Origin of the sequence: Paraburkholderia phenoliruptrix (genome assembly GCF_047325075.1) — a bacterium.
Taxonomy (GTDB): domain Bacteria; phylum Pseudomonadota; class Gammaproteobacteria; order Burkholderiales; family Burkholderiaceae; genus Paraburkholderia; species Paraburkholderia phenoliruptrix.
In genome coordinates, this window is sequence record NZ_CP168531.1 from 2501881 (window position 1) to 2516540 (window position 14660).

The 14660-nt window shown below is 66.6% G+C and carries 12 protein-coding genes; 4 read left to right on the forward strand and 8 right to left on the reverse strand.

Annotation, left to right across the window (positions count from 1 at the left end):
- Positions 1–154 precede the first annotated feature (154 nt).
- A complete protein-coding gene (locus ACEN8U_RS23230) occupies positions 155–1036 on the forward strand; it encodes an NRDE family protein (protein WP_015002609.1) in 882 nt (293 codons plus the stop codon).
- A 4-nt stretch (positions 1037–1040) separates the two neighbouring features.
- Here ACEN8U_RS23230 and ACEN8U_RS23235 read toward each other — a convergent pair whose 3' ends face one another.
- From ACEN8U_RS23235 to ACEN8U_RS23255, 5 genes are all read right to left on the reverse strand, one after another.
- A complete protein-coding gene (locus tag ACEN8U_RS23235) occupies positions 1041–2000 on the reverse strand; it encodes an alpha/beta hydrolase (RefSeq protein WP_041745283.1) in 960 nt (319 codons plus the stop codon).
- A gap of 91 nt (positions 2001–2091) precedes the next feature.
- Entirely contained in the window at positions 2092–2985 is an 894-nt protein-coding gene (locus ACEN8U_RS23240; RefSeq protein ID WP_015002611.1) for an SDR family oxidoreductase, read from the reverse strand.
- 111 nt (positions 2986–3096) lie between these two features.
- Positions 3097–4095, reverse strand: coding sequence for an NADP-dependent oxidoreductase (locus ACEN8U_RS23245; RefSeq protein ID WP_015002612.1), 999 nt, complete (start codon positions 4093–4095; stop codon positions 3097–3099).
- A gap of 56 nt (positions 4096–4151) precedes the next feature.
- Positions 4152–4637, reverse strand: coding sequence for a PaaI family thioesterase (locus tag ACEN8U_RS23250; protein WP_015002613.1), 486 nt, complete (start codon positions 4635–4637; stop codon positions 4152–4154).
- A gap of 216 nt (positions 4638–4853) precedes the next feature.
- Positions 4854–6377 carry a PLP-dependent aminotransferase family protein gene (locus ACEN8U_RS23255; protein WP_015002614.1) on the reverse strand — a complete coding sequence of 508 codons (1524 nt, stop codon included), beginning with the start codon at positions 6375–6377 and terminating at the stop codon, positions 4854–4856.
- 274 nt (positions 6378–6651) lie between these two features.
- Here ACEN8U_RS23255 and ACEN8U_RS23260 point away from each other — a divergent pair, with 274 nt between their 5' ends.
- Positions 6652–7005 carry a hypothetical protein gene (locus tag ACEN8U_RS23260; protein WP_041746151.1) on the forward strand — a complete coding sequence of 118 codons (354 nt, stop codon included), beginning with the start codon at positions 6652–6654 and terminating at the stop codon, positions 7003–7005.
- Positions 7006–7073: 68 nt separating this feature from the next.
- The gene (locus ACEN8U_RS23265; RefSeq protein ID WP_041745285.1) at positions 7074–7583 is read left to right on the forward strand and encodes an LEA type 2 family protein; all 510 of its coding nucleotides are present in this window, start codon (positions 7074–7076) and stop codon (positions 7581–7583) included.
- Positions 7584–7607: 24 nt separating this feature from the next.
- Here the strand turns inward: ACEN8U_RS23265 and ACEN8U_RS23270 are convergent, their stop codons facing one another.
- The 3 genes from ACEN8U_RS23270 to ACEN8U_RS23280 form a co-directional block, all read right to left on the reverse strand.
- Positions 7608–8786, reverse strand: a complete 1179-nt coding sequence (locus ACEN8U_RS23270) for an acetyl-CoA C-acyltransferase (RefSeq protein ID WP_041746153.1) — start codon at positions 8784–8786, stop codon at positions 7608–7610.
- 119 nt (positions 8787–8905) lie between these two features.
- A complete protein-coding gene (locus ACEN8U_RS23275; protein ID WP_041745287.1) occupies positions 8906–10990 on the reverse strand; it encodes a 3-hydroxyacyl-CoA dehydrogenase NAD-binding domain-containing protein in 2085 nt (694 codons plus the stop codon).
- A gap of 175 nt (positions 10991–11165) precedes the next feature.
- Positions 11166–12851, reverse strand: coding sequence for a 3-(methylthio)propionyl-CoA ligase (locus ACEN8U_RS23280; RefSeq protein WP_015002619.1), 1686 nt, complete (start codon positions 12849–12851; stop codon positions 11166–11168).
- A 220-nt stretch (positions 12852–13071) separates the two neighbouring features.
- On the opposite strand from ACEN8U_RS23280, the gene ACEN8U_RS23285 reads away from it, so the two are divergent.
- Positions 13072–14628: a protein adenylyltransferase SelO gene (locus tag ACEN8U_RS23285; RefSeq protein ID WP_015002620.1), complete on the forward strand. Its 1557-nt coding sequence runs from the start codon at positions 13072–13074 to the stop codon at positions 14626–14628.
- Positions 14629–14660 lie beyond the last annotated feature (32 nt).

Consider the following 14660-nt stretch of genomic DNA (forward strand, 5'->3'; position numbering starts at 1 on the left):
GCCGTACCCATCGCAGCGGCGCCGTGCGGTCGACGCATGCGCCGCTTTTCGCCGGCGCCCTCGCCTGATTTCCTGTTCGCCCTTGCGGGCTGACGCAAGCTAGACCGCAAGTTCAGACGCGACTTTCCGATCCAATAAACCGGAGACATCCCCGATGTGCCTGATCGTGTTCGACTGGCGACCCGATGCGCTCGACGGCCCACTGTTCACGCTGGCCGCCAATCGCGACGAATTCTTCCGGCGCACGGCTCAGCCGATCGGCTGGTGGGACGACGCCCGGGGCGTGCTGGCCGGCCGCGATCTGGTGGGCGGCGGCACGTGGCTCGGCATGTCGCGCGACGGCCGCTTTGCCGCGCTCACCAATTATCGGGCACCGCACGAAATGCGAGCCGATGCACCGACCCGCGGCACGCTCGTGAGCGACTGGCTCGTGGGCGGGAATGCCGCGGCGAACGGCGGGGGGAATGGCAACCACAATGGCAGCGACAGCACCGCTGAACACGAGACGCCCCTCGCCTATCTGCAGCGCGTCGCGCGAACCGGCGACATTTACAACGGTTTCAATCTGCTCGTCGGCGACTGGACGCGTCGCGAACTTGCCTGGTACTGCAATCGCTCGAATCTCGCGCCCGCGCTGCTCGCGCCTGGCACGCACGGCATCTCGAATGCGATTCTCGACACCGCGTGGCCGAAACTCGTCAAAAAGCGTGGCGAACTGGGCGCGCTGCTCGCACGCAACGCGATGCCGCCGCTCGAGCGTCTGATCGACCTGATGCGCGACCCGCGCGTCGCGCCCGACGCCGAGCTGCCGTCCACCGGCATTCCGCTCGAGCGCGAACGGGCGCTGTCGGCGGCATTTATCGAAACGCCCGAGTACGGAACGCGCGGCACGACCGCGCTGCGAGTCGTCGCCAACGGCGAGATGGTCAGCGTGGCGGTGGCCGAGCGCAGCGACGACAACGGCTCGCACCGCGTCGTGCGGCCCGGCGACTTCGAACGCAGCTTCGCGTTCAACGTCGAGCGCGCCATCGCCTGATCCTTCAATCCTCGCCGAATGCCGCGCGCAATGCCGCGGCGGCGTCCTCATGCGCGCGCGCGACCTCGGGCACGAAGCCGCCCATCTTGAAGAACTCGTGAATCATGCCGGGATAGCGCGTAAGCGTCACGGCGTTGCCGAAGGCGCGCAGTTTGTCCGCATAGGCGTCGCCCTCGTCGCTCAGCGGATCGTATTCGGCGGTCGCGATCCATGCCGGCGCAAGGCCGCTGAAATCCGGCGCGCCGCGCGTGCCGTCGAGCGGCGCGAATCGCCAGTCATCGCGATCGCGCGTGCCGCGCACGTACTGCTCGAAGAACCATTGAATCGTCTCGCCCGAGAGCAGGAAGCCGTCGGCGAGACGCGAGTGCGAATCGGTCTGCTGATAGCCGGTCGTGCCCGGGTAAATCAGCAACTGCAGCGCGAGCGCCATACCGGCGTCGCGCGCGAGCACGGCGCTGACCGTCGCGAGCGTGCCGCCCGCGCTGTCGCCGCCCACGGCGAGCCGCTCATGGTCGATGCCCAACTCCGCGGCGTGCCCGTGCAGCCAGGCGAGCGCGTCGAAAGCATCGTCGACAGCGGTCGGGAATTTGTGTTCGGGCGCGAGCCGGTAATCCACCGAGAGCACCGCGCACTTGCCGTCGCGCGCGAACATCCGGCAAAGCGCGTCGTGCGTATTCACGCTGCCCACGGTGAAGCCGCCGCCGTGGTAGTAGACGAGCGACGCGGCGGGCTCGGCCCAGCTCGGCGCCTGCGCGTGATAAAGGCGCGCGCCGATCGTCGCGCCGTCGCGGGTCGGGATGCGCAGGTCTTCCACGGCGAACATCGGCGCGCTCGCGATCTCGAGAATCGGCGCGCTTTTCTCGTACGACGCGCGCGCCGCTTGCGGCGTCATCTCGTGGAGCTTCGGGCGCTTTGCGCGCGCGATCATGTCGAGCACCTGCTCGATCTTCGGATTCAAGGGCATGTGAGGTGAAACGGCGAAGAGGCGCGGGAGGTTGAAAAAACGCGCGGCATGGCGTGCGGTGTCATGTGCAGTGTCAAGCGCGGCATCGGCTTCAGTCGGCAGCCGCGCGCGTGACTTCCGGCTTCAGCGACATCGGATCGGTCGGATCGCGCAACTGCTCGATATCCGCGTGACGCAGCCTGACTGTCGCCATGATGGCCGGGTGGGTGATGATGTAGAAGCGCCGTTTTGCGATGGCGTCGAAGGTGAGCCCGGCGACTTCCGCCGCGCTGAGCTTGCCGGCTCGTACGGCGCGCTGCAATTGCTTGCCGGCGGCGATCTGCGAGCGCGTCGGCTGGTTTTCGTTGCGCAGCTCCGCGGGCCGCGCGCGCTCCGCATCCGCGATGCCGGTCGGCGCGAAGGCCGGACACAGCAGCGAACAGCCGACTACGCTCGTCGCATCGCGCCCGGCCTGCGCGAGTTGCAGGTCGTGATAAAGCGTCTCGGTGAGCGACACGACCGCGTGCTTCGAGGCGTTGTACACGCCCATTGCGGGTGGCGACAAAAGACCCGCCACGGACGCCGTGTTCACGATATGCGCCGGCTCCTTCTGCGCGAGCATGATCGGCGCGAACACACGCACGCCGTGCGCGACGCCCATCACATTCACGCCCAACACCCACGCCCAGTCGTTCGCCGAGCTCTCCCACAGGAAGCCGCCCGAGCCCACGCCCGCGTTGTTGAAGAGCAGATGGACCTTGCCGAATGCGTCGAGCGCGGCGTGGGCGAGCGCCTCGACCTGCGCCGCGCTCGACACGTCGGCAGGCACGCCGATCGCCTCGGCGCCGGCTGCGCGCAACGCTTCGACGGTTTGCGCGAGCGCGTCGGCGTTCACGTCCGCGAGCACGAGCTTCATGCCCAGCGCCGCGGCCTTCTGCGCGAACGCCTCGCCAAAGCCGCTCGCCGCGCCGGTGATGACCGCGACCTTCCCTGCAAATTCGAACATCCGTCGACTCCGTGATGAGCTGTTTTTTGTCCACGCTCGCTTGCCTACGCGGCTCGATGGGCGGCGCAACAGGCGCCTCGCTCGCCGCGCCGAGCCGCACCGCTGGCTCGCTCAGATCAGCTTGACCAGCTGCTTGCCGAAGTTCCTGCCCTTGAGCAGGCCGATAAACGCCTCGGGCGCGGCATCCAGCCCTCGTGCGATGCTCTCGCGATACTGCAGCTTCTTCTGCGCGACCAGCGTGCCGAGCTGCTTGAGCGCCTCCGGCCAGACATCCATATGCTCGCTCACGATGAAGCCCTGCAGGCAGAGGCGCTGCGTCAGTATCAGCGACGGGTGCCTGAGCGGCACGGGCCCGCCGTCGTAGCCCGCGATGTATCCGCATAGTGCGATGCGGCCGAACGGGTTCATGCGCGCGAGCGTCGCGTCGAGCACCTCGCCGCCGACGTTCTCGAAACAACCGTCGACGCCGTCGGGCGTCGACGCCTTCAGGTCCTGATACAGATTGCCGGCCTTGTAGTCGACACACGCGTCGAAGCCGAGCGTCTCCACCACGTAGCGGCACTTTTCTTCGCCGCCGGCGATGCCCACCGCCCGCGCGCCGGCCAGCTTCGCCAGTTGCCCCACCACGCTGCCCACCGCTCCGCTCGCCGCGCTGACCACGACGGTCTCGCCCGCCTTCGGCGCAATGATGCGGTTCAGGCCGTACCACCCGGTCACGCCCGGCATGCCGACCGCGCCGAGATAAGCCGACAGCGGCACATGCGTGTCGTCGACTTTCTGCACGCCCGCGCCGTTCGACGTGCCGTATTCCTGCCAGCCGAACATCGCGACCACCTTGTCGCCGACCGCGAACTTCGGGTTCTTCGACTCGACCACTTCGCCGACCGTCCCGCCGATCATCACTTCATCGAGCGGCTGCGGCGGCGCGTACGACTTGCTGTCGTTCATGCGGCCGCGCATATAGGGATCGAGCGACAGGTAGTGATTACGCACGCGGATTTCGCCCTCCGCGAGCGGCGCGAGCGGCGTTTCGACGAGGCGGAAGTTGCCGGGCGTGACGGCGCCTTGTGGACGCGAAGCCAGCACGAACTGGCGGTTGATCTGTGGCATGTCGATCGTCTCCTTGGGTTGCGGATGGGCCGCTTGCTCTGTTGTGGCGCGTGTGCTTAACCGTCGCTGGGACCGGGTTTCGCCGACGGGTCGCTGCGCAGACGCTGACGCGTCACATCGCGGCCTACGGCGAGGCGGCGCATGTATTTGAAGGTGCCAAGCGCCTTCGCGACGAAGTGTCCCTCGCTGTCGCGGATCTCGCCTTCGCAATAGGCCATGGTGGTCGACCGGTGCAGCACGCGCGCGCTCGCGCGCAGTTCGCCGCGGCCCGGCTCCATGAAGTTGACCTTCATTTCGACGGTGACGACGCCGACGCCGTCACCCGCGAGACTGCGCGCGGCCATGGCCAGCGCGACGTCGGCGAGCGTCATGGTCACGCCGCCATGCGCGACGTCCCACGTATTCATGTGCTCCGGCAACAGGGACAGCACGACTTCGCTCGCGCCGTCCGCTGCCGACACGAGTTGCGCGCCGAGCCGGTCGACAAAAGGACTCTCGGGCAGCGACGCGCCGCCTGCGGTGGATGAAGGTGAATCGGTCATTGCGGCTTTCAGTGTTCCTTGTCTCGATGTGCGGGCACGGCGAAGATGCACGAATGAGCCGCCGGTGCAGCGAGCTTCACGCGCGGCGCACCGTGCCGCAAGAGCAGAAATGATACCCGCTGTGGCGTTTCGCGGTGGCGCGCAGGCGTCGGCTTTGCGGCCGACAGCGTTACAGCCGGCGGGCGGGTCCGCGCGCGCGCCGAAGCCCGATTGCGCTCACGCGGCCCGCGCCGACGCGCGCGCCGCCATCGCGGTCGCGAGCCGCCCGAGCCGGCGCAGCGCTTCGTCGGCGAGATCGAGGTCCGTGCTCGGACAGCTGAGGCGGATGAAGTGATCGAAGCGGCCCGCGTTGGAAAACACGGTGCCGGGCATCACGCGAATGCCCTCTTTCAGCGCAGCGTCGAAAAAAGCGGCCGACGACACCGTGCGCGGCAGCTCGACCCAGAAGAAAATGCCGCCGGCGGGCGGCGTGAAGCGCGTGCCCTCGGGAAACGACGCCGCAAGCGCCGCCGCCATCCGCTCGCGTTGCAGCCTCAAACGCTCGCGCAAGCGCCGCAGATGCCGCTCATAGGCGTTCGTCTCCAGAAATTCCGCGAGCACGACCTGCGACAACTGCTCGTTGTGACGCGACTGCGCGAACTTTAGCATGCCGATACGCGGATGCCAGCGCCCGCCATGGATCCAGCCGACCCGCATGCCGGGCGCGAGCGTCTTGTTGAACGAGGTGCAATGAATCACGGTGCCGTCCGTGTCCCAGGCCTTCAGCGAGCGCAGCGGCTTCGCGCTGTCGACGAGCTCGCGATACGGGTCGTCCTCGATCAGCGCGATGCCTGCTCGCGCGCACAGCTCGACGAGCCTCGCCTTGTGCGAATCGGGCATCACGCAGCCGAGCGGATTCTGCAGATTCGGCACGACCACCACGGCCTTGATGTCGGGATGCGTATGCAACGCGAAGTCGAGCGCCTCGATGGCAAGACCGGTGCTCGGGCTCGCCGGAATTTCCAGCGCGCGCAGCCCGAGGCTTTCGAGCGCCTGCAGCAAGCCGAAGAAGCACGGCGACTCGACGGCGACGGTGTCGCCCGGCTGCGTGACCGCTCGCAGCGCGAGATTGACGGCCTCGATGCCGCCGTGCGTCATGATGATGTCGTCGGCGCCGATCTGAATGCCGGCGTCGAGCGCACGGCGCGCGATGATTCCGCGCAACGCCGGGTCGCCCTGCTCGGCACCGGCGGCGGTGAGCAGCGTGGGCCGCCGGCGCAACGCGCGCAGCGCGGCTTTTTGCAGCGCATCGGTCGGATAAAGATCGGACGAGGCGGTCGCGCCGCCCAGGTTGAATGCCTCCGGATAGCGCTGCAGTTGCGAGACGATCGCGGAAATGGTCGAGTGGATGCCGACGAACTGCGCGGCGCCGGGCAGGCTCGCCAGGTCCGGTTCGGACGCGGCCGGCAAGGCGGCGCTTTTCAATGCGCGCACAAAGTAACCGGAGCGCGGGTGCGCCTCGATCAGCGCCTCACGTTCCAGCACGCGATAACTCTCGGTCGCCGTCGCGAGGCTCACGCCGTGACGCTGCATGAAGGCGCGCATCGACGGCATGCGCTCGCCGGGACGCAGTACGCCATGACGGATCGCGCGGCGATATTGGGCCGCCAGTTGACGATAGAGCGGCTCGTCCGCTGGGGCATCGTTCGGCGGCTTGCCGGGCTTGAGGGGCTCGAGGGGCTTGACGGTGTGCGCTTGCATGGGCGGTGGTGTCGGCGTTCGGGTTGACGCTGCTGTTGGCTGTGTGCTGGCGAGTGTGTTGGCCTTCGTGCTGGCGTGTGCGCTGATCGGCTCATGCGCCGATGGTGCGCACGGTCCACGCGCGGCGACAGATACACATGGCCTCCATTTCGACCGATACAGCACGTGAAACCACCGTCTTGTACCGGTTCAGATGATCGCCGGCTGCGGCTGTTTTCGCCGACGCCGCGTCAATAAGCTGGGTGGCATGCAAACGGTACCGAAGGAAACCACCATGTCTCGCGCCACCCTCAATGTATGCCGCCTCGCCGCCGGCCAGATTGCCCTGCACGACTTGCGTGCTCGCAGCGCCGTGGTCGCGGTGGAAGGCGATCTGCAGCTCGCGTTCCGCGACCACTCGCTCGCATGGCTTTGCGACGCTGTTCCGTTCACGTCGATCATGCTGCGCGAAGGACAATGCTTCGTGCTGCTGCAACGCGGCGTGGTGTCGATCAGCGCGGCGCGCGCGGAAGCGGCGGCTTTCGCGCTGCAAGCGTCGCAGAGCGCCGCAAAAAGCCGCTTGCTGGCCGGCCATGTCGCGCGCCAGTTGGCCGCATTGGCCAGAGCGACGCTACGGCGCGCCGCCTGACGTGCTTCGGTGCGCGGCAGGCCGCCCGCTACAATGCATGACCCTATCCGCTCTTCGAGGTGCCGGTCATGTCCTTCGTCCGCATGTTGTTCAGTGCGAGCCTCCGCCGTACGGCCGCGTGGTGCGCTCTCGTTACCTTTGCGCTGACGCTCACCGCATGCGCCGGCTTATTCGGCGGCGATCCGCTGCGCGTGAACGTGGCCGGCATCGAACCCCTCGAAGGCCAAGGTCTTGAAATGCGCTTTAACGTCAAGCTGCGGGTGCAGAATCCGAATGATTCGGCGGTCAGCTTCAACGGCGTCTCGCTCGATCTCGACCTGAACGGCAAATCGTTCGCGAGCGGCGTGAGCGATCAGAGCGGCACCGTGCCGCGCTTCGGCGAAACGGTGCTGAACGTGCCGCTGACGGTGCCCGCGTTCGCCGCGGTGCGCCAGGCCTTTGCTTTCGCCGGCGCCGCGGAGTCGGGGCAGGTTCCATATGTCCTGCGCGGCAAGCTCGCGGGCGGCCCGTTCGGCACCACCCGTTTCATCGACCAGGGCACCCTGAGCCTGCCGGCGGCAGGTGGCGCCCTGCCGTGATTACGCCACCTATGACGCCACTTATCACGCCACTTCGAAGAGACCCGCCGCGCCCTGCCCGCCGCCGATACACATCGTGACCACGACGAGCTTCGCGCCGCGCCGCTTGCCTTCTATCAGCGCGTGCCCGGTGAGCCGCGCGCCGGATACGCCGTACGGATGCCCCACCGCGATCGCGCCGCCGTTCACGTTCAGCCGGTCATGGTCGATGCCGAGCTTGTCCGCGCAATACAGCACCTGTACGGCGAACGCTTCATTCAGTTCCCACAAGTCGATGTCGTCCACTGTCAGGCCGGCCTGTTTCAGCAGCTTCGGCACCGCGAACACCGGGCCAATGCCCATTTCGTCCGGCTCGCAACCGGCCACGGCGAAACCGCGGAAAATGCCGAGCGGCTGCAGCCCTTCGCGCTCGGCGAGCTTCGCGTTCATCACTACGCAGGCCGACGCGCCGTCGGAAAACTGGCTCGCATTGCCCGCGGTGATGACGCCGCCTGGCAGCGCGGTGCGGATCTTCGAGACGCCTTCGAGGGTGGTGTCCGCGCGAATGCCCTCGTCGCCGCTGACGGTCAACTCCTTCGTATAGAGGCGGCCGGTCGCCTTGTCGGCGACGCCTGCGAGCACGGTCAACGGCACGATCTCCTCCTTGAAGCGGCCGGCCTCCAGCGCGGCCGCCGCGCGCTGCTGCGAGCGCACGCCGTATTCGTCCTGACGTTCCTTCGAAATGGCATAGCGTTTTGCGACGTTCTCGGCGGTCTGCAACATCGACCAGTAAATCTCCGGCTTGTGCTCGGCGAGCCAGCCGTCGGTCATCATGTGGCGGTTCATCTCGTTCTGCACGCAGGAGATGGATTCCACGCCGCCCGCGACGAACACGTCGCCCTCGCCGGCAATCACCCGCTGCGCGGCGAGCGCAATAGTTTGCAGTCCGGACGAACAGAAGCGGTTCACCGTCATGCCGGGCACGCTGACCGGCAAGCCGGCGCGCAAGGCGATCTGCCGCGCGATGTTCATACCCGTTGCGCCTTCCGGATTCGCGCAGCCCATGATGACGTCCTCGATGCGCGCCGGATCGAGCTTCGCGCGCTCCACGGCGGCTTTCGTCACGTGGCCGCCGAGCGTCGCGCCGTGGGTCATGTTGAAACCGCCGCGCCACGATTTGGCGAGCCCGGTGCGAGCGGTCGATACGATTACGGCGTCGGTCATGCGAATCTCCTGCGTGTTCATTCAGTGTCGATGGTGGCGCGCGCGTCGATGCGCGGCAATGCAAAGAAGCGCCACCTGAGTCGTTCGTAGTAAGCGGCGCTTATGTCGGTTCAGCCGGTTCAGCCGTTAAAGCCGCGGCCCGCTGCCGCGAGTTCGGCGATGCTCGCGGCAAGCTGCCACGCGTCGCCGTTCGGCTGCGCGGCATAGCGGCGGATCGCGCGCTCGACGTTGTAAAGCCCGACCGTGTCCGCGTAGAGCATCGGCCCGCCGCGATGCAGCGGAAAGCCGTAGCCGGTCAGATAGACCATGTCGATATCCGACGCCTTCGACGCAATGCCTTCTTCGAGAATCTTCGCGCCTTCGTTCACGAGCGCAAACACGAGCCGCTCGACGATTTCGTCGTCGCCGATCTTGCGGCGTTCCGCGTTCACTTCTTTCGAGTAGGCGACGATCATGTCGTCGACGAGTTTCGACGGGCGCGCGGTGCGCTCGCCCGCCACGTAGTCGTACCAGCCGCCGCCGGTTTTCTGGCCGAAGCGCCCCGTCTCGCACAGGCGGTCGGCGATCTTCGAGTAGTGCAGATCAGGCTGTTCCTGATAGCGGCGCTTGCGGATGGCCCAGCCGATGTCGTTGCCCGCCAGATCGCTCATGCGGAACGGCCCCATCGCGAAGCCGAACTTCTCAATGGCGCGATCCACCTGCGCGGGCAGCGCGCCCTCTTCCAGCATGAAAAGCGCCTGGCGGATGTATTGCTCGATCATCCGGTTGCCGATAAAGCCGTCGCAGACGCCGGACACCACCGCCGTCTTGCGGATCTGTTTAGCGAGTTTCATGACGGTGGCGAGCACGTCCTTCGCGGTCTCCCTGCCGCGCACCACTTCCAGCAGCTTCATCACATTGGCCGGGCTGAAGAAGTGCATGCCGACCACGTCTTGCGGACGCTTCGTGAACGCGGCGATCCGGTTCACGTCGAGCGTGGAGGTATTGGACGCGAGAATGGCGCCGGGCTTCGCGATTTCGTCAAGACGCCGGAACACCTGCTCCTTCACGCCGAGCTCCTCGAACACCGCTTCCACGATCAGGTCTGCGTCCTTCAGATCGTCGTAGGAGAGCGTGGGCGTGATGAGCGCCATGCGCGCTTCCAGCGCTCCGGCTTTGAGCTTGCCCTTCTTCACGCTCGCCTCGTAATTGCCGCGGATCGTGGCGAGGCCGCGCTGCAGCGCTTCCTGCTTCGTCTCGAGCAGCGTCACCGGAATGCCCGCGTTGACGAAGTTCATCGCGATGCCGCCGCCCATCGTGCCCGCGCCGATCACCGCGACCCGGCGGATCTCGCGCACGGGTGTATCGGCGGGCACGTCGGGAATCTTGCTCGCCGCGCGTTCGCCGAAGAACGCATGACGCAGCGCGCGGCTCTCGGGCGTTTGCACGAGCGCCACGAAGCACTCGCGCTCGAACGCGAGGCCTTTGTCGAAGCCGTGCTTGACGCCCGCTTCAACCGCGTCGATACACTTGAGCGGCGCCGGAAAATGCTTCGCGACAGCCGCGACACTGTTGCGCGCGAACTGGATGAAGCCCTCGGCGTTCGGATGGTCGATCTTGCGCTCGCGCACTTTCGGGTGCGGGCCCGCCTGTGCGCCGACCTTGCGCGCGAACGCAAGCGCCGCTTCGGCGAGATCGCCTTCCACGAGTTCATCGAAAAGGCCGGAACCGGCGAGTTTCTGCGAATCGACCGGCGCGCCGGACACGATCATGTTGAGCGCGGCTTCGAGCCCGATGGCGCGCGGCAAGCGCTGCGTGCCGCCCGCGCCCGGCAGGATGCCGAGCTTCACTTCGGGCAACGCAATCTGCGCGCCGGGCGCGGCGATGCGGTAGTGGGCGCCGAGCGCGAGTTCAAGGCCGCCGCCCATGGCCACGCTGTGAATGGCCGCGACCACCGGCTTCGCGCTGCCTTCCACGATCTTGATGACGGTGGCGAGCGTGGGCTCCTGCGTCGCTTTCGGCGTATTGAATTCGGTGATGTCCGCGCCGCCCGAGAAGGCCTTGCCCGCGCCTGTCAGTACGATGGCCCGAATGGCCGGGTCGCGCTGTGCGCGCTCGATGCCTTCGACGATCCCCGCGCGCGTCGACAGCCCAAGGCCGTTGACCGGAGGATTGTTCAGCGTGATGACGGCCACGCCGTCATGAGTCGTGTAGTCCACTGCCATCTGCCTGCCTCCGTGCGATGCATCGCATCCATGAGATGAGGCGGCGCTGCGCGCGCCGCTCGTGATCCATCGAGCCGTCCGGCCCGACTGCGCCGACCCTCGCCTTCAGCTTAGGTCGGCGGCTCCCGTGTCAGCAGGCAGAATACACACAAAAGCACGGTCGTTCAATTTATCGTCAGACAGGGTTTCCCCTGGCGAGCGGGCAGCCTCCTTGATCCATGCGTTCTTCCAGCGCGGACGGCAGCACATGGTCGCGGAACATGTCGCGCAGCTTGAGCTTTTGCAGCTTGCCGGTGGCCGTATGCGGCAATTCGTCGACGAACACGACGTCGTCGGGAATCCACCATTTGGCGACCTTGCCCTGGTAGAAGGCGAGCAGTTCTTCCCGCGTCACCTCGTGTCCCGCGCGCCGGACCACGACAAGGAGCGGCCGCTCCGTCCATTTGGGATGCGCGCATGCGATGCACGCGGCTTCCGCGACGGCCGGATGCGCGATCGCCACGTTTTCGACGTCGATCGAACTGATCCATTCGCCGCCCGACTTGATCACGTCTTTGGAGCGGTCCGTGATCTGCAGGAAGCCGTCGCGGTCGATGGTCGCCACGTCGCCGGTCGGGAACCAGCCGTCCACGAGCGGCGAGTCGTCCTTGCGGAAATACCGGTCGATCACCCAGGGTCCGCGCACATACAGATCGCCGAACGCGACGCCGTCCCACGGCAGTTCCTGACCGTCGTCGCCGACGATCTTCATGTCGACGCCGTAAAGCGCGTGGCCCTGCTTTTCCAGTAGCTTGCGCTGCTCGGCCACCGGCCGCTGCGACTGTTCCCACGTGAGTTTCGACAGCGTGCCGAGCGGCGACATCTCCGTCATGCCCCACGCATGAATGACCTGCACGCCGTAGTCGTCGACGAAGGTGCGCAGCATCGCGGGCGGACACGCGGAGCCGCCGATCACCGTGCGCTCCAGCGACGAAAAACGCGAGCCGGTCTCCCGCAGATAGTTGAGCAGGCCGAGCCAGACGGTCGGCACGCCGGCCGAATAGGTGACGCGCTCGTTTTCCATCAGTTCGAAGAGCGACTTGCCGTCGAGGTCCTTGCCGGGCAGCACGAGCTTCGCGCCGGTGAGCGGCGCGGCGTGCGGAATGCCCCACGCGTTGACGTGGAACATGGGCACGACGGGCAGCACGGAGTCGCGCGCGGAGAGGCCCATGGCATCGGGCAAGGAGGCACCGAACGCATGCAGCACGGTCGAGCGATGCGAGTACAGCGCGCCTTTCGGATTGCCGGTGGTGCCCGACGTATAGCAGAGATACGACGCCTCGCGCTCGTCGATGAGCGGCCACTCGAACCGGCCGTCCTGTGCGTTCACCAGCGTTTCGTAGCTCAGCGCGGGGGTTTGCATGGCGGGCAGATGCGCTTCGTCGGCGAGCGCAATCCAGCCGCGCACTTTCGGACACTGCGGCGCGAGCACGTCGACGAGCGGCGCGAACGTGGTGTCGAACAGCACGTAGGCGTCGTCGGCGTGATTGACGATGTAGGCGATCTGGTCCGGAAAGAGGCGCGGGTTGATCGTGTGACATACGGCGCCGAAGCCGGTCGTACCGTAATACGTTTCGAGATGCCGGTAGCCGTTCCACGCGAGCGTCGCGACGCGCTCGCCGGGTTGAACGCCGAGCGCGATCAGCGCCTGCGCCAGTTGCTTCGCGCGCTGTTCGCAGTCCCGATAGGTGTAACGGTGGATGTCGCCTTCAATGCGCCGCGACACGATCTCGGCGCTGCCGAAATGCCGCGCGGCATGCGCAAGCAGCGAGGACACGGTGAGGGGCACGTCCATCATCTGGCCAAGCAGCGGCATCGTCATAAAGAGTCGTCTCCTTGCCTTGTGCTTTCGGGGAATGCGAATCGGATGAGCGCCGTTCGCCAGACAGCGCCGCGGCAGTGAAATTGCTGAAGCAGTCGACAAGCGCGCCCGCGCGTCCTCGCGCATCGCCACGCACGGCCCGCGGGGCAAGGCACCGCCGGCCCGCCAGCAGCGCCGCGGGTGCGGACTTACAATATCGGTTAATAGTGAGGCGCTCAACATGTCGTTTTCCCCAAGCATTGCAGGCCTGTCCGGGCCTCTGGCGGCACTTTCCGAAGCTCTTTTCACCTCCACCGACAACGCGTTCGCGCGGCTCGGCAGCACATTTCTCACGCGCCTGCCGGCCGCGCCGCTCAACGCGCCGTACCTCGTAGGTTTCTCGGCCGACACCGCGGCGATGCTCGGATTAGAGCCCGGGCTCGAAACCGACCCGGGCTTCGCCGAACTGTTTTCGGGTAACGCGACGCGCGAGTGGCCGTCCGAGGCGCTGCCCTACGCGTCGGTCTATTCGGGACATCAGTTCGGCGTATGGGCGGGTCAGCTCGGCGACGGCCGCGCGCTCGGACTGGGCGAAGTCGAACACGAGGGCCGCCGCTACGAACTGCAGCTCAAAGGCGCGGGGCGCACGCCCTACTCGCGCATGGGCGACGGCCGCGCGGTGCTGCGCTCGTCGATTCGCGAGTTCCTGTGCTCGGAGGCGATGCATCATCTCGGCATTCCGACCACGCGTGCGCTCTGCGTGATTGGCTCGGACCAGCCTGTGCGGCGCGAGGAGATCGAGACGGCCGCGGTGGTCACCCGCGTCGCGCCGAGCTTCGTGCGCTTCGGGCATTTCGAGCACTTCTATTCGAACGACCGCACCGACGCGTTGCGCGCGCTCGCCGACCATGTGATCGAGCGTTTCTATCCGCATTGCCGCGAAGCCGACGATCCGTACCTCGCGTTGCTGAACGAAGCGGTGATGTCGACAGCGGACCTGATGGTCGAATGGCAGGCAGTGGGCTTTTGCCACGGCGTCATGAACACCGACAACATGTCGATTCTCGGCCTGACGATCGACTACGGTCCGTTCGGCTTCATGGACGGCTTCGACGCCGGCTATATCTGCAATCACTCGGATTCGCAGGGCCGTTATGCCTACCGGATGCAACCGCAAATTGCGTACTGGAATCTCTTTTGCCTCGCGCAGGGACTTTTGCCGCTGCTCGGCGAACGGTACGAGGACACGGTGCGCGGCGACAAATCGATTGAAGACGCGCAGCAGGTGCTCGCCGGCTTCAAGGACCGCTTCGGTCCTGCGCTCGAGCGCCGCATGCTCGCCAAGCTCGGGCTGGAAGACGCACGCGAAGGCGATGCGGCCCTCGCGAACCGCCTTTTCGACGTGATGCACGCCAATCGTGCGGATTTCACGCTGACCTTTCGCAACCTCGCGCGCCTGTCGAAGCACGACGCGAGCGGCGACGCGCCGGTGCGCGATCTGTTTCTCGATCGTGCCGCGTTCGACGCATGGGCGAACGACTACCGCGCGCGGCTGTCCCACGAAACACGCGACGACGCCGCGCGCGCCATTGCAATGAACCGGGTCAACCCCAAATTCGTCCTTCGCAATCATCTGGCGGAAACGGCAATCTGCCGCGCGAAAGAGAAGGATTTTTCCGAAGTGGAGCGCCTCGCCGCCGTGCTGCGCCGTCCGTTCGACGAACAGCCGGAGCACGAAGCCTATGCCGGCTTGCCGCCCGACTGGGCGAGCTCGCTCGAAGTGAGCTGCTCGTCCTGACGCGCCGGGCACGCTCCCAACACAAGCATGAG